Raw genomic sequence first — 19,123 nt, 5'->3', positions numbered from 1 at the left:
ATTAAAGTGGGGTAAGATTTAATCCATGTTCTATCTTTCGCTGATACTCATCGCTACCGGAATTTTCCTGGTCGTGTCCTCCATATTCTTTACGCAGGACGTGCAACGCGGCATTCATGTCAGCGACCGTTACATTCCCAACGAAGATTTCCAATCCGGCCCGAATCAGCGCCCCATGACCGGCCGGCGCGGACGGTCAAGCGGCGGCAAAAGTCCCCGGACCGCGCGGAGTGACGCCGACAAGGGTTTTGTTGAATCCACCGCAACCGGCCCGCTTGGGGACTTTCGCGGCGAGGATGAGGAGCCGGCGGAAGTTATTTCAACCGGACAGGCGGGAATTTTAGACGAACTTGACGCCAGTTTTAACGATAATAATAGTGATGGGGTCCGGGAGGTTGCGGGTGTTCCCCGGGAAGGACGCTCATCGGGCGATGCGGTGCTCTTTGAGGACGCGTCGGGCCTGGTGGATTATGAAGGCGGCGAAAGCAGCATAGACCCTTCGCTGCAGGCGTACAATAATCTGAAAAGAGTCGGAAGCGGTGATGTTGAAATAGCGAGTGAAGGCCTGATTATCAGGATGGGCAGAGCGACTCACCGGTTCGACTTCTACAAGGTGCAAGATTACCGGGTCGGCGATAATTATATCGCACTCTACCTCAAGGGCAGCCGCGCGGTGAGGCTCTTTCTCGTGGACGGCAACCCGGATCTCAGATTCAAAATACAGGCGGCCGTAGAGGATTATTTCCGCGGTGCGAGTTGATAATGTACTCCCATTATAAAACCAGAAAAAGAAACAGCGGTCTTTTCAGGATTATCGGTGTCGCGGTCGCGGCCGCCGCGGTCGTTTTTCTGTTTGTAAATTTAAAGCAGTATATATTCTTCTGGAAATACACCCAGCACCGGATTGCCCGCGAAATCTCCATTGCGGTGAATACACGCTCCCCGGAAGAACGCGAAAAACTTCTTAAAAACATCGCGTCCAATTGCGAGGACCTCGACGGGGACAATCAGCTTTCGGCGGAGGCGTTTTTCCTGGCGGGGGAGGCCCACTACCTGCTTGGCGAAGCGGTAATGGGCAGGTCGTTTTCCGAAGCGGTTATCTACAACGGTGTATCCACGGCGACGTGCGAGCCGGCACGGCCGCATTTCCTCTCGGCTATACGCTGCATAAACAAGGGTCGTGCGCTCTCCGGCGCCATGGAGCCCCGGCATACCCTCATCCTGGCGAAGGCCGCTTTTTACGCCGGCTATTACAGCGGGCAACAGCTTTTCTCCTTCGCCCGGGATATCGGCCCGGTATCCGCGCTGCGCACGGTCGACGACGTTCGTTTCTGCGCTCTCATGCATGTTCTGGCGGGGAAAAGCGAAGAGGGTTTCGAAATTCTTGCCGAACACGGCAAGACCTCCGATACGCTTGAGGGGAGGCTTTTTCAGGCGACGCTCCACGCCATTTCAAAACAGTATACCAGCGCCATCCTCAATTACCAGGAAGTTCTGCGAAAAACTTCAGACAGCGCCGTTCTCAAGCTGACGCATATTAACCTGGGCAAGCTCTACTACAACCGGTCACTGTTCAACGAATCTCTCGGACATTTCACGCGCGCCCTCGCAATCGATGAGCGCGACAACCAGCTCAAGATATGGATCGGGAAAAATTATTCGGCACTCGGGAACAAGGCGAAGGCCCGGGCCGTTTGGAGCGAGGTTCTGGTCATCGACGCAGGGAACGAAGAGGTGAAAAAGCTGTTAAATCCGATGTAGGGGCGTTTTAGGGCGGGTAAATTTTATTTTAAGATATTATCGCTTGACAAATAATTCCATTGTAATAAGTCAAAAGAGACGGACCTGCAGGTGTCGCGTTCGCGGATGTTGGATCCTGTAATACCGTAAAATAATCAATCCCTCGGGAGTCTTTACGGGAGTTATGGCCGTGAATAATGCGATTTTTCACAGATGATCAGCGGCATTGGCCCGCTTTCGGCGGAGACAAAAATGATCGAACTGTGCATTGCCGAATTATTCATGGTTGAACGCGACGGGCTGTTTCGAGGGGGCTTGCCGCAAACCGGAATAACGATGATTTTGCCCTCCGCATCCATGCAGGGGGCCCGCGGTAACGCCGGCATGCGTGACGCCATAATTTATTCGGGGTGACAGGGAAGAGGAGATCGGCGCTATGTTCAGTTCTATATATGGATTGTTTTCAAATGACATGGGGATCGACCTGGGGACGTCAAACACGCTCGTTCATGTAAAAGGTCAGGGAATCGTCCTGAGCGAGCCCTCGGTAGTGGCGGTCCAGAGCGGCACGGGCAAGGTGCTCGCCGTGGGGCACGAGGCCAAGCGTATGCTTGGAAGGACCCCGGGGGATATCGTGGCGATCAGGCCCATGAAGGACGGCGTTATTGCCGACTTCGAAACGGTTGAAAAGATGATCCGTTATTTCATCACCAGGGTCCACAAGCGCAGGACGCTGGTGAGGCCGCGGGTGGTCATAGGCGTCCCCTCCGGGATCACAGAGGTCGAGAAGCGTGCAGTGCGTGAGTCGGCCGAGCAGGCCGGGGCCCGCGAGATTTTTCTGATTGAGGAGGCCCTCGCTGCGGCGATAGGCGCCAATATACCCATTCATGAGCCGGCGGGTCACATGATTGTCGACATCGGCGGCGGGACGACGGAAATCGCCGTTATCTCTCTCGGCGGACTGGTCACCGCGGACTCCGTGCGCGTAGCCGGAGATGAATTCGACGAGGCGATCATCAAATACATGCGTACCCAGTACAACCTCGTGATAGGTGAACGCATGGCCGAAGAGGTTAAATTCAGGCTGGGCAACGCCTTCCCGGAAAAGAAGGCGGAGTCCATGGAGCTGAAAGGCCGCGACGCGATTTCGGGTCTGCCTCGTAACCTCGAAATAGACAACTCTGAGATACGCAAGGCGCTCAAAGAGCCGGTGGATCAGATTCTGGACGCAATCAAGCGTATCCTCGAAAAAACCCCGCCGGAGCTCGCGGCGGACATAATCGAGAGGGGTATCGTCATGACGGGAGGAGGCTCCCTTCTAAAGGGGCTCGACAAGTTTATAAGCAAGGAGACGGGGGTGCCGGTCATTCGGGCCGAGAATCCGCTGACATGCGTCGTGCTGGGGGCGGGAAAGTTTCTCGAAGAATTGAAGAACCTGTACCGATCAAACCTTAAATAACATCGAACAGCAACCGGCGGCCCGAAGGGGCCGCTCGTTAATTATGGGGACAGGTGAACGATCCCATTGGAATTTCTGGTCAGACATAAATCGATTATCGCGTTTTTAGCGTTTTCGCTCTTCTGTTTCGTTTCGTTATCGATCAGGTCTTCCGCGCTGACGTTCAGTTTTGAGGGGATTGGAAGTCTCGCGCTCACGCCCTTCCAGAAAGGTTATTACAGCGTACAGCGGGGGGTCCACATGCTCTGGGCCGGCTTCACGGAGCTCGGCGATGTGAGGGAGGAGCTTGTTCGGACAAGGGATAAGCTGCAGCATTACGAAGCCATGGCGGAAGAGCTGGGCGAGATAAAAAGGGAAAACGACAGGCTGCGTCAGCTTCTGGACATGCAGCAGCGTGTCGAATACCAGTCGATACCAGCAACCATCATCTCCAAGGACCCCGATAACTGGTTCAGGACAATAGTCATTAATCGCGGTTCGATCGACGGCATTAAAGTTAACATGCCGGTGATCGCGTTCAGGGGGGATGAGAAGGCGGTGGTGGGCAAGGTTATTGAGGTAAGGGGCAGGATATCGCGCATTCTTCCCATCATCTCAACCGATATGAAACTTGGCGCATTGTTCCAGGAGAACAGGTTCCCGGGGCTTTGCTTTGGGTACGCTCCCAGTTCGACCCTCGTGCTCATGGATTATATCAGCAAGTCCGCGACGATCAAGTTCGGCGATGTCATTATAACATCGGGACAGGGGGGCGTGTTTCCGCAGGGGCTCCTGGTCGGTAAGGTTATCAAGACACTGGTTACCGATACGAGCGCGTACCAGAAGGCTCTGGTGCGACCGATCATCGATTTCAACCAGGTCGAAATGGTCTACGTCATCAAGAAAGAACTGGATCCCGAGCTCTCCAAAATGCTCGAATCAGAGGAACCATGATCGTCACCTATATTCTGACCGCGGCGCTTGTGCTCGCTTCGCTTATTGTGCAGGGTCATTCCTCTTTTGAGATTCTGCGCATAGCGGGCTGCAAACCGGACATTGTATTCATCGTCGTAGTATATATGGCCTATAATTTCGGATCGTTTTATGGAGAGACAACAGGCTTTATCGCCGGTCTTTTTCATGACGCCATTTCCAACTCACCCCTGGGCCTGCTCGCCTTTCCCAAAATGATGCTCGGTTATGTGGTCGGGTTTTTCGGCAGGTCGGTATTCAGGCAGAATATTTTTACGATCACCCTGCTTATCTTCCTTTCGTCATTGCTGAAAGGAATAGTGACCCTCTTTCTCAGCTATCTCTTTCATACGGCTTCCGTCTCCTCGGTGATAAATGTAATTTTCCCCGAATCATTTTACAATGCGCTGCTGGCGCCGCCCCTCTTCTTTCTGTTTGACAAGCTTTTTGAAAAGGAACTGGCAGGGGAGGGGTACTGACCCATGTCCCAGACGTCTCTTCGAACCAGAATGCTGGAGGCGTTCAGGCGCCGGATGGTTTTCTTCATAGGTCTTATTTTATCGGTATTCGTAATCCTGCTCTTACAGACCATCAACCTGCAGTTGATCCAGGGGGAGACCTATAAGCAAAGGGCCCGGATGAACATGGAGAACTACATTCCCATACCAGCGTCGAGGGGGGAAATGTACGACCGCAATTTCAAGATAGGCGGGCGAAACATCGTTATCGTTTCAAACAGGCCGTCGTTTAATATCACCACAATCCCCGCCGGCTTCAAGAGCAAAGAGGAGATGGCGGCGGTGATCAGGCCGCTGTGCCGGCTGCTAAAGATTTCCTACGACGATGTAATGAGCGATATACGTTCCAGGAACCCATGGGAACGGATTGTGATTCGCGAGGACATCGGATTCGATACCATCGTCGTTATTGCGTCAAATCAGCATCTTTTTCCCAATATAGACTGGGAAGATGCGCCGGTACGGGTCTATAACTACGGGAATATGTTCTCGCACGCGGTGGGGTATATCGGGACGATCAGCCCTGCCGAGTACAAAAGACTGCGCGACTCGGGTTACCGCCATTACCAGAAGATCGGCAAGTCGGGGCTGGAGGGTGAGTACGACAGCCTCCTGCGCGGAGTGGACGGTCATTACCGGCGCGTTGTCGACGTGCGCAACCGCATCGAGGGCGAGGAAGTGGGTCTTCAGGCGGTCGCCGGTAACAATGTTGTTCTTTCAATCGATTTCGAGGTGCAAAAGGCCGCATGGGAAGCCATGCAGGACCTAAAGGGGAGCTGTGTAGTGGTGAAGCCCCATACCGGCGAGATTATCGCGCTGATGAGCAGGCCCGATTTCGATCCGAACCTGGTTATATCGAAGAACAATGCCAAAATCATTGAAGAGCTCAGTGCCGACAAAAACAAGCCTTTTCTCAACCGGGCCATTCAGTCGAAGTATCCGCCGGCATCGACATTCAAGATCGTCACATCGATTGCCGCGCTCGAGGAAGACAAGTGGAACCCCAATTTTACGTTCCACTGTCCGGGTAAATATACGCTTAAGGGCTTCATCGACAAGGATTTTTACTGTTATGAGACACACGGTACGCTTGACATGTACGGGGCGATTGCGAAATCGTGCAGTGTGTATTTCTACCAGCTCGGCTACAAGATCGGCCCGACGATTATTTTAAAGTACGCCGAGTATTTAGGGCTTTCCGACAAAACTGGGATCGACCTGCCGGGAGAAACGCAGGGCTTTCTACCAACGAAAAAGTGGAAACTCAAGACCTTCGACCAGCAATGGTTCGACGGCGACACGGTGAACCTTTCGATAGGGCAGGGATTCGTGAGCGTCACCCCCATCGAAATGGTGAACCTGGTCGCAGGTATAGTTAACAATGGTATAATCATGCAGCCCCATGTGGTTAATAAGGTCCTTTCTCCGGATAACAAAAAGGTGCTCATGAAGACCGAGCTCCGGAAGCTCAAGGAGATTCCCCTATCGCCGATGACGCTCGATACGCTGCGGCAGGGTATGCGGCTTGCGGTCAAGAGTGGTACATCCCGAAGGCTTTCCTACCTCAAGGTGCCGATTGCGGGTAAAACCGGCACCGCCCAGACGCGTTCCAGGAGAAAGGAGGACCATTCCCAGCATGCGTGGTTCGTCGGCTACGCCCCCTTCGACGGTCCGGTCGAAAATGCCGTTGCGGTCGTCGTTATGACAGAGTACGGAGTCGCCGGAGCGGTCGGCGCCGTGCCGATCGCCGAAAAGGTTTTTTCGAAGATGATCTCCCTGGGGTATTTCTGATGCTGAGAAAAAATGAGATTTATAGAATAGACTACGTGCTGGTGTCGGCGGTAATGGCGGTGATCATAATCGGCATCCTCATGATATACTCCGCCGGCTTTGACCCGATCGACCGCACGAATAGCGGGCTTTACAAGCGTCAGATCGTCTGGTTTTTAGTTGGCTTTATTCTCATGCTTATAATGACGTTCGTACGTTATAAATCGCTCGGCGACTATTGCCTGTACATCTATTTTTTTATACTGCTGTTTCTCATATTCGCAACGTTTTTCGGTACGCCGATCCGCAATACCCGAGCCTGGCTTAATTTCGGCTATTTCTCGATTCAACCGTCCGAGTTTATGAAACTTGCGGTGGTCATTGTACTCGCCAAGTACCTCGAGCTCCGGGAGCGCGACATCCGGCACCTCCGGGAACTTCTCGTGCCGACCGCGGCCGTGGCCGTTCCCGTTCTGTTCATACTCTTGCAGCCTGATTTCGGCACGGCGATGGTCTTTATACCGGTACTGTTCGCCATGCTCTTTGTCGGCGGCGCCGATGTCTCGCACCTCGTTGCGGTAATAAGCATCGCCGCCATCGCGCTGATCTTCCCGATGGCGCTCACCTACAGGGAATGGGTGGCCGCGCAGGACGAAAGCATCATCGCAAGCTTCTTCAAGGATTACAGTCTGCTGTTTTCAGTCGCCGGTTTCCTGTTGCTGGTGGCGATCATCACATATGTGCTCCACTTCTTCCTGATAAAAAAGATATTCCGGAAGATATACATTCCATCAATCGTCATGTCGCTCGGGCTTTTCTTCTCAGTGGTGATCATGCGTTTCATCAAAGATTACCAGAAGAAGAGGATACTCGTATTTCTGAATCCGGACCTCGATCCGCACGGATCGGGATATAACGTTATCCAGTCCAAGATCGCGATAGGATCGGGGGGATTTTTCGGGAAGGGGTTTCTCAACGGCTCTCAGGCCCAGCTCGGATTTTTGCCGGAAAAATCCTCCGATTTTATCTTTCCCGTTATCGCGGAGGAATGGGGCTTCGCCGGGGCTGTCATACTGCTTGGCCTCCTGTGCCTCATCGTTTTGCGCGGTGCGCAGATCGCCCTCGAAGCGAAAGATAAATTCGGCGCGCTCCTCGCCGCAGGCATATCATCGATATTCTTGTTCCACATACTCATCAACGTGGGGATGGTGCTGGGAATCATGCCGGTTACCGGTATCCCGCTCACCTTCGTATCCTATGGCGGATCGAACCTTCTCATGGGGATGGTTTCCGTCGGCATACTCATCAATATTCGCATGAACAAGTTCGTCTACTGAGAAGCGTCAACACCTCGCATCTGGTCAGGCTGCTCCTGTGCGCCTGAAGCCTGTCACTGTTCCGGTGCACTGTAATTGACATGTCGCCAGGATGGAAAACCCCGAGGTTCCTTTACTCCGCGCGCGGGTGAAATCATAGAGACCCCGGACTGCCGGGCGGCACCGGTGTGATACTTTAACATCGTACATGCCGCATGATTTAATGTAAAAAAGGATTGAAACTTCTCGAATTAACGTCATTATTAAAAAAATTTCGACAGGGATCGGAGAAAAGGGTCTTAGGCCGTATTGAGCCGGCCAGCAAATCGTATTATCCCGTTGTGGGAGCGGGCGCGCGCATTCTTCTACTAAAGGACGGGGCATGGTAATACGGATTATTTTATTGCTGTTGCAAATATCCTTCACCGCGCACATATATTTTCTTATTCAGTACGTGCTCAGGAGAGAAGGGAAGTCTCTGCGGCGCTTTATCAACACCGCCATAAGCAACATCGTGCTTGCCGGGGCACTGACTGTGGTGGCAATATTCCGCCCGGATTTTATCCGCAACGTGAACCTTCTGTTTCTTCTGTGGATGATGGCGGGCCTCATCATGGTAATCATGGTCATGATCAAAGTCACCATCCTCAGAAACATGTATCGCCGCTCCCAGGACCCTGCAAATTATCATTTTAATTTTTTCGGAAAAAAAGTGCTTCACGCGAAGGTCGTTTTGCAGGAGGAAATTTACATATTTCTTTTTACGATACCATTTTTTCTTTTCTGCGGTGCGTATTTTTTCGCGCGCCTGGTCAATCTGCTGATGTTCGGGCAGCTATGACGGTCCGGGTCGCGGATGAGCGGCGTGCTGCCGTTCCTTGCGGCGCGCGGAGCAAGAGAGGGTCGGTGGGTTAGCGCGGTGGCAAAATATTAGTGGATTTTTTCCCATGAACAAAATAGGTTGTATATAAAGTATACCACACGGAGGGTTGCCATGCCATTGATTACCGACAAAGTAAAGGAAAACGCCGAAAAGTGCAAGCGTTGTGCTTTTCTTAAGATTAGAAATATCAAGATCGACAGGAACAGCGTCCTTTTCGACGAAGCTGTAATTACCATGGAAGGGATTTATCGCGCGACCTGCACCATGTGTCCGTTCGTAAAGGATTTCGAAAAGGTGTTCGGGATGAAACCGTACGACTATTTCCCGATGAAGAACGTCGTAATCAAAGACCAGGCGTGACGGTCCATGATTGGATAATGAAAATGCCGTAATACTGCTTAGTGGCGGTCTCGACTCGGCGACCGCCGCCGCCGTGGCGGTAAGGGATTCCTCCGCCTGCTCGGCTATAACGTTCAGATACGGACAGCGCCACAAGGTTGAAGTGGAATCCGCACGGAAGCTATCGGCGTTTTTCGGCATCGGAAGGCATCTTATAATCGATATTCCCGTCGACGTTTTTCAGCGAAACGCGCTGAATCCGTCTTCGGGGATCGATGTGCCGAAAAACAGGGATTTGAGTCGAACGGATGCCGTTCCTGACACGTATGTGCCGGCACGGAACACCCTTTTCCTCGCCTACGCTCTCGCGTTCGCTGAGTCATCCGGAATCCGATTGATTTATATCGGAGTAAACGCTCTCGACTATAGCGGGTATCCAGACTGCAGGCCCGGGTATATAGCCGCCTTCGAGCGGATGGCCAACCTGGGGACAAGGGAGGGGGTGGAAGGAAGGGGCTTCTCCATCAGGGCTCCGCTGATATCGATGAGCAAATCGGACATTATTCGGCTGGGACGGGATCTCGGCGTGGATTATTCGCTTACACACAGCTGTTACGACCCCGGCGAGGACGGTGTGTCGTGCGGCGAATGCGACAGCTGCGTTTTGCGAAGGCGGGGATTCATTGAGGCGGGCGTGGCCGATCCAACCAGGTACAGGAAATGAGAAGGAGAGCGCTCTCCCTGCTCGGGGAGATTTTCCCGGCCGCGGTTGATGTACTCTTCCCATCTCACTGCGTTGCGTGCGGGGCGGTCGTCCCCTATTCAGCGCACCTTTTATGCGCGTGCTGCCGCGGAAGGATCGAACCGGTGCGGGACCGATGTCCGCGTTGTTCGGGCATTTTGGCCGGCGACGGGTGTACGCTGTGCGGCAACAGGCGGTTTTATCCCTCGCGGCACATAGCTGTCGCCGAATACGAGGGGTCGCTTGAGAAGGCGCTGCATGCCCTGAAGTTTATGGGCCGCCGGAGGCTTCACCGGCCGCTTGCCGGGCTTTTGCACGCCGCGCTGGCCGAAACCGCCTCGGGGGTGGAAATAGTCACCGCCGTGCCGATGAACCGGGATAAAAAATGGAAAAGGGGCTTCAACCAGTCCGAGCTGATGGCACGACTCCTCGCCCGACGGCTTGGCCGGCCGTATATCGCCCTTCTGGCGGAAAACCCGCGCTCGGCAACGCAAAGAAAGCTCCATTCGCGCGACCGATATCTCAATGTTCTGGGACGGTACAGTGTGATTAACCCGGCCGCAACATCCGGGAAGAGGGTGCTTCTGGTGGACGACGTGCTTACCACGGGGGCGACCATCAACGAGTGCGCCAGAATGCTTATCTCGTGCGGTGCGGCTGACGTAATCTCGGTTACGGTTGCGCGGGCGGGAATAAAAAAACTTGAAAACATCTGACTGTGGTATATTATAAGTGACCGCCACCGGCCCTCCGGCTGCGCCATTTTTTAATCAAAGAGGAGATATCCACCCATGAAGCGGATTTCACATGAGAGTGCGGAAATAATTGTCCTGGACGGAAGAATAGACCAGGACGCCTCGGAAGAGCTTGAAACGGCGTTGCAGGAATGCATAAAAAGCGGCGAATACAACATCTGCATCGACATGATAAATGTTAAGCACATATGCAGCTCGGCCCTTGGCGTGCTCGTGGCCGTCAAGAGGAAGATAAAGGACAAGGACGGAGACATCAAACTCGTCATTGTCAATGACAACCTGCTCAAACTTTTCCAAACAACAATGCTTGACAGGGTATTCGAGATATTCGAATCTCAGCGGGAGTGCATGAATGCCTTTGATTAATTGTTCCGGCCGGGGATATGCAGAAGCGACTTAAATCCGATCTTACGCGGATTCTTGAGCCAATCGAACCCTACCTAAAAAAGGTCGATGATCAGATCAGGGAAAAGTTGTCGACGGGCGTGCCGCTCATCGACGAAAGCGCGATGTATCTTTTCGAGGGGGGGGGAAAGAAGATTCGGGCCTCTCTGGTGATCCTCAGTTCCGGATTGAAGGCCGAGCCCTCGGACGATGCCATCGGTCTGGCGGCCGCCGCCGAAATTGTCCATTGTGCGAGTCTTATTCACGACGATATCATCGACCAGTCGCTGCTCCGCCGCGGCGTGCCGACGGTTTCCCGGAAGTGGGGAAGCAGGGTGGCCGTGCTGGTGGGGGATTACATGTACACCACGGCGCTACGGGTTGCGGTGGGCGAGGGAGCGCGAAGCATGTTCCCGGTCCTGGTGGCGGCCACAAGCGACATGGTGAAGGGCGAGCTCTATCAGCTCGAATACTCCGGGATAGACCGCATCGACAAGCGCCATTATTTCACCATTATCGAGCTTAAAACCGCGCGTTTTATGGCGGCCTGCATGAAGATGGGAGGAGTGAAAGGAGGTCTCTCCGATGATGAGAGCGATATTCTATATATCGCGGGCTTAAACCTGGGATTCGCCTTCCAAATCGTCGATGACGCGCTGGACGTAATTGACGACAGCGCCACGACCGGCAAGGACGGGGGAAACGACTTCCTTGAAGGCAAGGTGACGCTGCCCTTTCTGCACCTTCTGGAAAACGTGGACGGGGGTGAAAGGTCGAAGCTGACGGAATATGCGAAGAACCCGACTCCCGAGGGATGGGAGTATGTTAAGAGGCGGATACGGGAGGCGGGAGCGGTGGAGTATTCGATTGATGTAGCCCTGGGCTACAACCGTAAACTCGTTGAATCGATGGGCGCGTTTCCATCATCGCCCTGCCGGGATATTATTCTGGACCTTTCGAAATTTTTGGTTGAAAGAAATTACTGAGCCTGCGATCATTATCGGGACGGCGCGTGCCATGGGGCCGCCCGGTGCGTTGTTTACGGAACCCGGAGGGAGGGCGCATGATAACCAGGGAGAAGCGGGAAGTCCTGAACCATTATAACGCCGGGCTTGCGGCGTACAAGCAGCGCAAGTGGGACGAAGCCATCAGGGCCTTCGAGAAGGCATTGCAGTTCGATCCGAACGACGGTCCATCGGCGCTGTATCTCGACAGATCGAAGAAATACAAGGAAGTTCCTCCTCCCGCCGACTGGGATGGTGTTTTCATTATGACCACGAAGTAGAAGAAGGAAGGGTATGACGAAAAAGATCATCCAGGTCAACACAAACCCCGTCTATGAAAACGGGATGATCGGCACCGTGTTCGCAAAGGACACGGAATTCATCGGTGACCTCGTATTCAAGAAATCACTCCAGATCAACGGGTATTTCGAGGGCGAGATCGTATCGGAGGGTTTTCTCGTAGTGGGAGAGGGCGCCGTGGTAAAGGCGAACGTAAAGGCCCGTGCGGTGATAATACACGGAACGGTCCATGGAAACATCGAGGCCCTTGATCGGCTCGAAATACAGTCCAGCGGCAAGCTGTACGGCAATATCAGGACTTCAAAGCTTAAAATAGCCGACGGCGTCGTCTTCGAGGGAAAATGCGAGATGGTCAAGTCACCCACCGGGACCGCCCGGAAGGATGAAGATGTTAAGCTGGAGACGGCATAGCCATCCTTCCCCTCCATGTTCCCCGGGCGGCGACTGATAATCGCCGCCTTTTGACTTTTAAGGCCGGCAAGCGCCGTATCCGGCGTAAGGGAGGTGGTTGGTCGTGAAACGCACCGAAGCTCGGCATTATACTAAAGGGCGGGATGGCAGGCTCGAGTGTGCGCTCTGCCCGCACAACTGCTCGTTAACGGACGGAAAGAGCGGTATTTGTGGAGTTCGCACCAACATCGGCGGAACGCTCTTTTCGGACAACTACGCCCGGGTAAGCTCGATTGCCATGGACCCGATCGAGAAGAAGCCCCTGTATCATTTCCATCCCGGAAGCTCCATACTCTCCATCGGCACCGTCGGCTGCAATATGAAATGCTCCTACTGCCAGAACTGGCACATCTCACAAAACACCGCGGCGTCAACGTCGTATTACGAGCCTTCGGCGGTCGTGCGGAGCGCCGCGCGGCAAGGTTCTGTCGGCATCGCCTATACCTACTCCGAGCCCATCGTCTGGTTCGAGTACGTGATGGACTGCGCGAAGGAGGCCCGTAAGGCCGGGCTTAAAAACGTGCTGGTCACCAACGGCTTTATCAATCCCGGGCCGCTCGACGAGCTTCTCGGCCTGGTAGATGCCATGAACATCGACCTGAAGACCTTCCGGGACGAGACCTATAAAAAGTACCAGAGGGGAAGGCTCCAGCCCGTGCTCGACGCCATAACAGGCGCGCACGGGCGCTGCCACATCGAGCTTACGACGCTAATCGTTACCGGCATCAACGACGACATCGAGGAAATGCGCGACATCATGGACTGGATCGCCTCGGTAGACCGAAAAATGCCCTGGCACGTATCGAGGTACTATCCCAATTGCCGGCACGACGCCCCTGCGACCGGGGTCGGGTTCATCATGGACGTATGCGAGGAGGCCCGCCGGAAACTCGATTTCGTGTACTGCGGCAACATCCCCGGCGGCCGTAACGGTAGCGATACCCTGTGCCCCTCATGCGGCGGGATTGTCATCGGTCGCAACGGCTATTCGACGCGGATCATCGCGCTCGATGACGGCCGCTGCGGGCGATGCGGGGCCGACCTGGGGGTCCGGCATTAAAGTGACAGGACTGACCATCGAAAACGGCGGGAATGCGCCCCGTGGCGGATTACCATGAAACCAGAACAACTCCAAAATATTTCTGAGTACTGTTACGAAATACCGAAAAGCGCGCGCAAGGGAATGCGCGTACCGGCCCGCATCTACGCAAACGCCGAGCTCATCCGGTCCATGGACGACGCGGTGTTCGAGCAGTCGGTGAACGTGGCCATGCTTCCCGGTATCCGGAAGTACGCGCTCTGCATGCCCGACGGCCATTCCGGCTACGGCTTCCCGGTCGGCGGAGTCGCGGCTATCGATCCCGAGGATGGCGGTGTCATCTCGCCGGGGGGCATAGGGTTCGATATCAACTGCGGCATTCGCCTTATGGCCACCTCGCTTACGCTTGGCGAGGTGAGGGAGCACATCCAGCCGCTCGTGGACCGGCTCTTCGCGCGCGTGCCGTCGGGCGTCGGCGCCGCCGGGGAGATCGTGCTGAAGGGATCGAAGCTCGACGAGGCCATGGTAAAAGGGGCGCGCTGGGCCGTGCAGAACGGGTATGGCGATCAGGAGGACCTGGAATACTGCGAGGAAAACGGCTGCATGGACGGCGCCGACCCGCAGGCGGTGTCGCAGAAGGCCCGCGAGCGCGGAAAAAACCAGACCGGCACCCTGGGATCGGGCAACCATTTTCTCGAGATACAGGTCGCGAAGAAGGCGGGCATACACGACGAGAAAACAGCGCGGGCGTTCGGCGTCGACCGCGACGACCAGATACTGGTGATGATACACTCGGGCAGCCGTGCCACAGGGCACCAGATCGCCACGGATTATCTCCAGCGTTTTCTTTCTGTACAGCAGCGCTACGGGATAAGTCTGCCCGACCGCGAACTGGCCTGTGCGCCGCTTCATTCCGACGAGGGGCAAGCGTACTTCGGGGCCATGAACTGCGCCATCAACATCGCCTTTCTCAACCGCCAGCTCATCATGCACCGTGTGCGGGAGGTATTTGCCGATCATTTCAATAAGAGCCCGCGCGAGCTCGGGCTGCGGCTCATCTACGATGTATGCCACAATACCGCCAAGCTCGAAAACCATGAGATGGAGGGTAAAACGCTAAAGCTCCTGGTGCATCGCAAAGGCGCCACGCGCGCCTTCGCTCCCGGCATGAAGGGGGTGCCCGAACGCTACATGCCGTACGGCCAGCCGGTCATCGTCGGAGGCAGCATGGAGACGGGATCATATCTCTGTACCGGGACAGCCCCGGCACGGGAAAGCTTTTATTCAACGGTGCACGGAAGCGGAAGGCTCATGTCGCGGACCCAGGCGCGAAGGCGGTTTAACGGCCGCGACCTGCAGCGCTCCCTGAGCGAACGGGGGATACATATCCGTACGGCGTCGTTTTCGGGCCTCGCCGAGGAGGCCGGCGGCGCATACAAGGACATCGACGCGGTGGTCGGCGCGGCATTCGGCGCCGGGCTCTGCGCCCCCGTCGCGCGCCTTGTGCCTCTGGGCAGTGTAAAGGGGTAGGCCGCGTGCCCTTCGAAGAGTTAGAGGACGTAACCAGCGCCGACATCGCGCTCAGGATTTTCGGCGGCACGGTCGGTGAGCTTTTCGTCTCGGCGGGCGAGGCCCTGCGGGCGGTAATGCTCGGGGGCGCCGCTCGTCGCGCCGAAGGCATGGAAATATCATTCGAGCTGCGCGCCGAATCCATCGAGATGCTGCTTTTTTCCTTTCTCAATGAGCTCCTGTTTCATAAAGATTCGTCGGCCCTGCTCGTCAGCCCGACGGTAGTGGACGTGGATCATGGCCCCGGCGGTGCCTCATTGCGATGCGCCGCGGTCGCTGAGCGGATTGAACCCGCACTCCATGATTTTATCGTCGATATCAAGGCGGTCACCATGCATCGGTTTTCGGTATGCTACGAGAACGGCGCATGGACGGCGACGGTCGTCTTCGATGTGTAAGAGCGTACAAAGGATTGACAATCGCGCGGTATTTGCCTTGATGGTGGCCATACGGCCGGACCCTGTACGGTGTTGTGTGCGCGGTACGGCGAACCCCCGGTGAAGAGGAATATGCATGGCTCTGATAATTGACGGAAAGAAGATAGCGGCCGAGATTCGGGACGGGATACGCAAGGAAGTGATCGCCCTTAAGGAGCGCCATGGGGCGGTGCCGGGGCTTGCGGTGGTGCTGGTAGGCAATGATCCGGCCTCGTCGGTCTATGTCCGCAACAAGGGGGTGGCCTGCGAGGAGGCGGGTTTCATGTCGTTTCAATATACGATTCCCGAAACCACCGATCAAAAGGAGCTGGTTTCGCTGATCGACGAACTGAACGCCAGGAATGACGTTGATGGAATCCTCGTTCAGCTGCCGCTTCCGAAGCAGATCGACGAGACCGCAATCGTCAATCGCATAGATCCCCGGAAGGACGTGGATGCCTTCCATCCCGCCAACGTGGGAAAAATTCTGATAGGTGACGAAGACGGCTTTCTGCCCTGCACGCCGCACGGATGCAAGATCCTCATCAACAGGGCCGTGCCGAGCCTGAAGGGCAAGCACCTCGTGATGGTGGGACGGAGCAACATAGTGGGCAAGCCCATGGCCGCAATGATGGTACAGAAGAAAAAGGACGCCGACTGCATCGTAACCGTCTGTCATACCGCGGCCCCCGACATCTCGTATTATACGCGCCAGGCGGACGTGCTGGTGGTGGCGGCGGGAAGGGCGGAGATGATCACCGGCTCGATGGTGAAGGAAGGCGCCGTGGTCATCGACGTGGGTATGAACAGGATAACCCATCCCGACGATCCCTCAAAGACAAAGCTGGTGGGAGATGTCAAGTTCGACGAGGTCGAGAAGATCGCCTCGGCCATAACCCCGGTTCCGGGGGGCGTCGGCCCCATGACGATCACCATGCTGCTTTCCAACACGCTAAAGGCGTTCAAACTGCATCGTGGTGTACGGTGACGATTATTGATGTTGGAATTCACACCGGTGAACGGTGGGAGCAGTGTGCCAACTGGATCCCCCCGCCGACGGGCCGGCTAACGACGCGACCTCCTGTCGCAACGCCGGCAGTAGCGCATCCTGTGTGTTATAACCACATTTTGGTAATGGGCAGATCTATTCAAGGGCAAACCTGTTAAATTCCAAGCCGAAAGCCCATCGTGTGGGGGCCCTCTTCATAGAAGGGGGCGCGCCGGAGGCGGGGGGATTGTAAGCGGCATCATCAAGAAAAACGACCGTATTCTCGCCTGTTGTAATATCGAGTAGAGGCAAGAAAAAACCCCGCCTTTAAAGCGGGGTTTTTCGTCTGTACAAGCGATCCGTATCAGGTGTGCGCTTTGTTGTCCCCGTGTCCGCCCTTGTGCAGATGCGGAAAGAGCGGGAGATAGCGGGCAAACCACATGTAGACGAGCGTCATGATGGCGAGCGAGCCCAGGAATATGAACCACTCCTGTATTGTCGGGTTGTACACGGTGAATCCTTTCCACGGAAAGTTCGGCACAGAGAATCCATGAAGCACCGCCTCCACCTTGCTCATCGAGATGGCCGACACGCCGGCGATGAGTCCCGCCATGTAATACTTCTCCCGCTCGCGGAGCTTCGCGACGTTGAAGACCACGATCGGCACCAGGCAGAGCAAAAGCTCGGCGATGACGACCCACCAGCCATAGTACCCACCGAGGATATCGGCATAGCTGCGATCGGCGAGCGGCACGTATTTGACAGTCAGGCTGTACAGGTCGTACAACCTGAATATGAGGTAGAACACGAACATAACGCCCGAAATGCGCGCCAGCGTCATGAATGTTTCCTTTGGCGCCACTTCCTTCTTCATGATCTTTCCGGCGATCTTCGGGATGAGCATCATGAACGCGGTGCCTCCCGCGGTCGCCGCGACGATCGCCAGGAAGAAATAGTGCGGCCTGAACCATACGGGCTTTCCGTAGAGAACTCCCCACATGCCTCCACCGAGTGATCCCTGGTGGAAGAACGAAAGGAAGGTGCCCACCGCCGCCATGATCCACATGAGCTTGTGGAGGTAGTGCCCGAAATAACGAAAGAAGGGGATATTGTCCATGATCTTGTGCTTCAGCGGAATCGGAATGAGCTCGACGCAGAGCACGCAGAAATATAAGGTCAGACACCAGACGACCTCGGTCAGCATGGATATGGGCAGGAGGCCCGGGCCCCAGTTGGGATAGGCGTAGCCGAACCAGGCCCTGAGCGGCTGCCCGATGTCGAATACCAGAAGGATGAAGGTGAACAGGTAGCACATGAATCCCAGGAGCACGGTCGAGTTGATGAGCGGATTGAGCTTGTCCACCCTGAGGATGTACAGGAGGAAGCCGGTAAAGAAGGCCCCGCCGCCGAGCGCCACCAGTCCCAGGTCGCCGATGATCCACAGGCCCATGGCGAAATTGTTGTTCATGTCGGTGTATCCCAGCCCCCAGAACAGTATCTGGATGGCGAAGATTACGAAAAGCGCGGACAGCCCGAAGAGAACATACAGGGCGATCTGCGTGTTCTTCGAATAGCTGTTCCATTCGTTCCTTAACAGTTCAATAAAGTTCTTCACAGTCGGTCTCCTTCTCTGTCCTCTTAGGATTTCTCAAATACGCTCAGCTTCTTCCTGAGCCACTCGCTGCCGGTGAGATACCAGACCTTGGGGTTCGGAAATTGCTTGATCTTCATGCGACGATCGTATTCGGCCGGGTTGGTGTCCCTGAGCTCGTCGATGGAGTGCACGAGGCGGACCGCACGGGGGTCCCTGCGGAGTTTCTCTTCATAAACCGGCGACCTCGGATCTTTAAGATCGCCGAATTTCATTGCGCCGGTGGGGCAGGAGGAAACGCAAGAGGGCGTGTACTGTACCGCGTTGATGTCGGTGATGCCCTTGGCTATCATCCTGTCGCGCTCGCGTTTCCAGATGTGGCTGCAGAAGGTGCACTTTACCACGGCGCCGCGCGAGGAGACCGATACGTCCGGGTTGAGGCCCTCCTTAAAGCTCCCCTCGTATACGGGCTTCCACCAGTGGAATACGCGCGCCTCGTAGGGGCACGACGCCTGGCAGTACCGGCAGCCGATGCAGCGCGACCATATCTGGCTCACAACGCCGTCGTCGCCAATGTCGGTGGCCACCACCGGGCATACCGAGACGCAGGGAGGGTAGGGGTTATCCGGGTCGTTGCCCGCGCACTGCATGCACATCTTGGGCAGATACGCGACCTTCACATCGCCAAACTTCGCGCCCTTGTCCATTTCGTTCGTGACTTTCATCAGGTCGAGAAAGACCACGCGCTTGGGCAGGTCCGAATCGTCCTCGAATATCGGCATGTTGTTTTCCTGGCTGCACGCCACCTGGCACGCCCCGCATCCGGTGCATTTATCGAGATCTATGGACATTCCCCACAGTCGTTTCATGTCGCTTACTTTCTTCTTTGGCGCTTCTTGACCGCTCATT

General features: G+C 55.4%; 21 protein-coding genes. 19 read left to right on the top strand and 2 right to left on the bottom strand.

All coding sequences use genetic code 11. The features are described from left to right. Positions 1 to 25 precede the first annotated feature (25 nt). The 19 genes from VLM75_01210 to folD all read left to right on the top strand — a co-directional run bounded on the left by VLM75_01210 (position 26) and on the right by folD (position 16,623). Complete coding sequence (locus VLM75_01210; protein HSV95531.1) at positions 26 to 760, top strand: hypothetical protein; 735 nt, start codon at positions 26 to 28, stop codon at positions 758 to 760. 2 nt (positions 761 to 762) lie between these two features. Further along, positions 763 to 1,761, top strand: coding sequence for a hypothetical protein (locus VLM75_01205; GenBank protein HSV95530.1), 999 nt, complete (start codon positions 763 to 765; stop codon positions 1,759 to 1,761). Positions 1,762 to 2,176: 415 nt separating this feature from the next. Then, a complete protein-coding gene (locus VLM75_01200; protein ID HSV95529.1) occupies positions 2,177 to 3,199 on the top strand; it encodes a rod shape-determining protein in 1,023 nt (340 codons plus the stop codon). A gap of 66 nt (positions 3,200 to 3,265) precedes the next feature. Then, positions 3,266 to 4,132, top strand: a complete 867-nt coding sequence (gene mreC / locus VLM75_01195) for a rod shape-determining protein MreC (protein HSV95528.1) — start codon at positions 3,266 to 3,268, stop codon at positions 4,130 to 4,132. Next, a complete protein-coding gene (gene mreD / locus VLM75_01190; GenBank protein ID HSV95527.1) occupies positions 4,129 to 4,629 on the top strand; it encodes a rod shape-determining protein MreD in 501 nt (166 codons plus the stop codon). The genes mreC and mreD overlap by 4 nt, the downstream gene beginning before the upstream one ends. Positions 4,630 to 4,632: 3 nt before the next feature. Further along, positions 4,633 to 6,459 carry a penicillin-binding protein 2 gene (gene mrdA / locus VLM75_01185; protein HSV95526.1) on the top strand — a complete coding sequence of 609 codons (1,827 nt, stop codon included), beginning with the start codon at positions 4,633 to 4,635 and terminating at the stop codon, positions 6,457 to 6,459. Then, positions 6,459 to 7,775, top strand: a complete 1,317-nt coding sequence (rodA, locus tag VLM75_01180) for a rod shape-determining protein RodA (GenBank protein ID HSV95525.1) — start codon at positions 6,459 to 6,461, stop codon at positions 7,773 to 7,775. Before mrdA ends, rodA begins: the two co-directional genes overlap by 1 nt. Before the next feature lie 361 nt (positions 7,776 to 8,136). After that, positions 8,137 to 8,595 (top strand): hypothetical protein, encoded by a 459-nt coding sequence (locus VLM75_01175; protein ID HSV95524.1) that lies wholly within the window; start codon positions 8,137 to 8,139, stop codon positions 8,593 to 8,595. 153 nt (positions 8,596 to 8,748) lie between these two features. Next, positions 8,749 to 8,997 (top strand): hypothetical protein, encoded by a 249-nt coding sequence (locus tag VLM75_01170; GenBank protein HSV95523.1) that lies wholly within the window; start codon positions 8,749 to 8,751, stop codon positions 8,995 to 8,997. Between the two features lie 10 nt (positions 8,998 to 9,007). Continuing rightward, the gene (queC, locus tag VLM75_01165) at positions 9,008 to 9,700 is read left to right on the top strand and encodes a 7-cyano-7-deazaguanine synthase QueC (GenBank protein HSV95522.1); all 693 of its coding nucleotides are present in this window, start codon (positions 9,008 to 9,010) and stop codon (positions 9,698 to 9,700) included. Then, positions 9,697 to 10,434, top strand: a complete 738-nt coding sequence (locus tag VLM75_01160; GenBank protein ID HSV95521.1) for a ComF family protein — start codon at positions 9,697 to 9,699, stop codon at positions 10,432 to 10,434. Before queC ends, VLM75_01160 begins: the two co-directional genes overlap by 4 nt. 75 nt (positions 10,435 to 10,509) lie before the next feature. Continuing rightward, the gene (locus VLM75_01155) at positions 10,510 to 10,839 is read left to right on the top strand and encodes an STAS domain-containing protein (protein ID HSV95520.1); all 330 of its coding nucleotides are present in this window, start codon (positions 10,510 to 10,512) and stop codon (positions 10,837 to 10,839) included. A gap of 17 nt (positions 10,840 to 10,856) precedes the next feature. Further along, complete coding sequence (locus VLM75_01150; protein HSV95519.1) at positions 10,857 to 11,843, top strand: polyprenyl synthetase family protein; 987 nt, start codon at positions 10,857 to 10,859, stop codon at positions 11,841 to 11,843. 77 nt (positions 11,844 to 11,920) lie between these two features. Further along, positions 11,921 to 12,142: a tetratricopeptide repeat protein gene (locus VLM75_01145; protein HSV95518.1), complete on the top strand. Its 222-nt coding sequence runs from the start codon at positions 11,921 to 11,923 to the stop codon at positions 12,140 to 12,142. Positions 12,143 to 12,155: 13 nt separating this feature from the next. Further along, positions 12,156 to 12,572: a polymer-forming cytoskeletal protein gene (locus VLM75_01140; GenBank protein HSV95517.1), complete on the top strand. Its 417-nt coding sequence runs from the start codon at positions 12,156 to 12,158 to the stop codon at positions 12,570 to 12,572. 103 nt (positions 12,573 to 12,675) lie between these two features. Continuing rightward, complete coding sequence (gene amrS / locus VLM75_01135; GenBank protein HSV95516.1) at positions 12,676 to 13,671, top strand: AmmeMemoRadiSam system radical SAM enzyme; 996 nt, start codon at positions 12,676 to 12,678, stop codon at positions 13,669 to 13,671. Between the two features lie 54 nt (positions 13,672 to 13,725). Next, entirely contained in the window at positions 13,726 to 15,180 is a 1,455-nt protein-coding gene (locus tag VLM75_01130; GenBank protein HSV95515.1) for an RtcB family protein, read from the top strand. A gap of 5 nt (positions 15,181 to 15,185) precedes the next feature. Next, positions 15,186 to 15,617 (top strand): archease, encoded by a 432-nt coding sequence (locus VLM75_01125; GenBank protein HSV95514.1) that lies wholly within the window; start codon positions 15,186 to 15,188, stop codon positions 15,615 to 15,617. A gap of 115 nt (positions 15,618 to 15,732) precedes the next feature. Further along, entirely contained in the window at positions 15,733 to 16,623 is an 891-nt protein-coding gene (gene folD / locus VLM75_01120; GenBank protein HSV95513.1) for a bifunctional methylenetetrahydrofolate dehydrogenase/methenyltetrahydrofolate cyclohydrolase FolD, read from the top strand. Between the two features lie 364 nt (positions 16,624 to 16,987). Here the strand turns inward: folD and nrfD are convergent, their stop codons facing one another. Next, complete coding sequence (gene nrfD / locus VLM75_01115; protein ID HSV95512.1) at positions 16,988 to 18,238, bottom strand: NrfD/PsrC family molybdoenzyme membrane anchor subunit; 1,251 nt, start codon at positions 18,236 to 18,238, stop codon at positions 16,988 to 16,990. Positions 18,239 to 18,261: 23 nt separating this feature from the next. Continuing rightward, the gene (locus VLM75_01110) at positions 18,262 to 19,122 is read right to left on the bottom strand and encodes a 4Fe-4S dicluster domain-containing protein (GenBank protein HSV95511.1); all 861 of its coding nucleotides are present in this window, start codon (positions 19,120 to 19,122) and stop codon (positions 18,262 to 18,264) included. Position 19,123: the final 1 nt, after the last annotated feature.

It is taken from the genome of Spirochaetota bacterium, from assembly GCA_035477215.1.
In the GTDB taxonomy this organism is placed as follows: domain Bacteria; phylum Spirochaetota; class UBA4802; order UBA4802; family UBA5368; genus MVZN01.
This window is presented reverse-complemented; position numbering and strand designations above follow the sequence as displayed.

Excerpts from the sequence above, each read along its gene's own strand:
- mrdA (HSV95526.1), top strand. The coding sequence starts at position 4,633 with ATGTCCCAGACGTCTCTTCGAACCAGAATGCTGGAGGCGTTCAGGCGC.
- VLM75_01145 (HSV95518.1), top strand. The coding sequence starts at position 11,921 with ATGATAACCAGGGAGAAGCGGGAAGTCCTGAACCATTATAACGCCGGG.
- VLM75_01205 (HSV95530.1), top strand. The coding sequence starts at position 763 with ATGTACTCCCATTATAAAACCAGAAAAAGAAACAGCGGTCTTTTCAGG.
- VLM75_01200 (HSV95529.1), top strand. The coding sequence starts at position 2,177 with ATGTTCAGTTCTATATATGGATTGTTTTCAAATGACATGGGGATCGAC.
- VLM75_01210 (HSV95531.1), top strand. The coding sequence starts at position 26 with ATGTTCTATCTTTCGCTGATACTCATCGCTACCGGAATTTTCCTGGTC.
- VLM75_01110 (HSV95511.1), bottom strand. The coding sequence starts at position 19,122 with ATGAGCGGTCAAGAAGCGCCAAAGAAGAAAGTAAGCGACATGAAACGA.
- VLM75_01175 (HSV95524.1), top strand. The coding sequence starts at position 8,137 with ATGGTAATACGGATTATTTTATTGCTGTTGCAAATATCCTTCACCGCG.
- VLM75_01130 (HSV95515.1), top strand. The coding sequence starts at position 13,726 with ATGAAACCAGAACAACTCCAAAATATTTCTGAGTACTGTTACGAAATA.
- folD (HSV95513.1), top strand. The coding sequence starts at position 15,733 with ATGGCTCTGATAATTGACGGAAAGAAGATAGCGGCCGAGATTCGGGAC.
- VLM75_01150 (HSV95519.1), top strand. The coding sequence starts at position 10,857 with ATGCAGAAGCGACTTAAATCCGATCTTACGCGGATTCTTGAGCCAATC.
- rodA (HSV95525.1), top strand. The coding sequence starts at position 6,459 with ATGCTGAGAAAAAATGAGATTTATAGAATAGACTACGTGCTGGTGTCG.
- mreD (HSV95527.1), top strand. The coding sequence starts at position 4,129 with ATGATCGTCACCTATATTCTGACCGCGGCGCTTGTGCTCGCTTCGCTT.
- VLM75_01155 (HSV95520.1), top strand. The coding sequence starts at position 10,510 with ATGAAGCGGATTTCACATGAGAGTGCGGAAATAATTGTCCTGGACGGA.
- VLM75_01160 (HSV95521.1), top strand. The coding sequence starts at position 9,697 with ATGAGAAGGAGAGCGCTCTCCCTGCTCGGGGAGATTTTCCCGGCCGCG.
- VLM75_01140 (HSV95517.1), top strand. The coding sequence starts at position 12,156 with ATGACGAAAAAGATCATCCAGGTCAACACAAACCCCGTCTATGAAAAC.
- VLM75_01170 (HSV95523.1), top strand. The coding sequence starts at position 8,749 with ATGCCATTGATTACCGACAAAGTAAAGGAAAACGCCGAAAAGTGCAAG.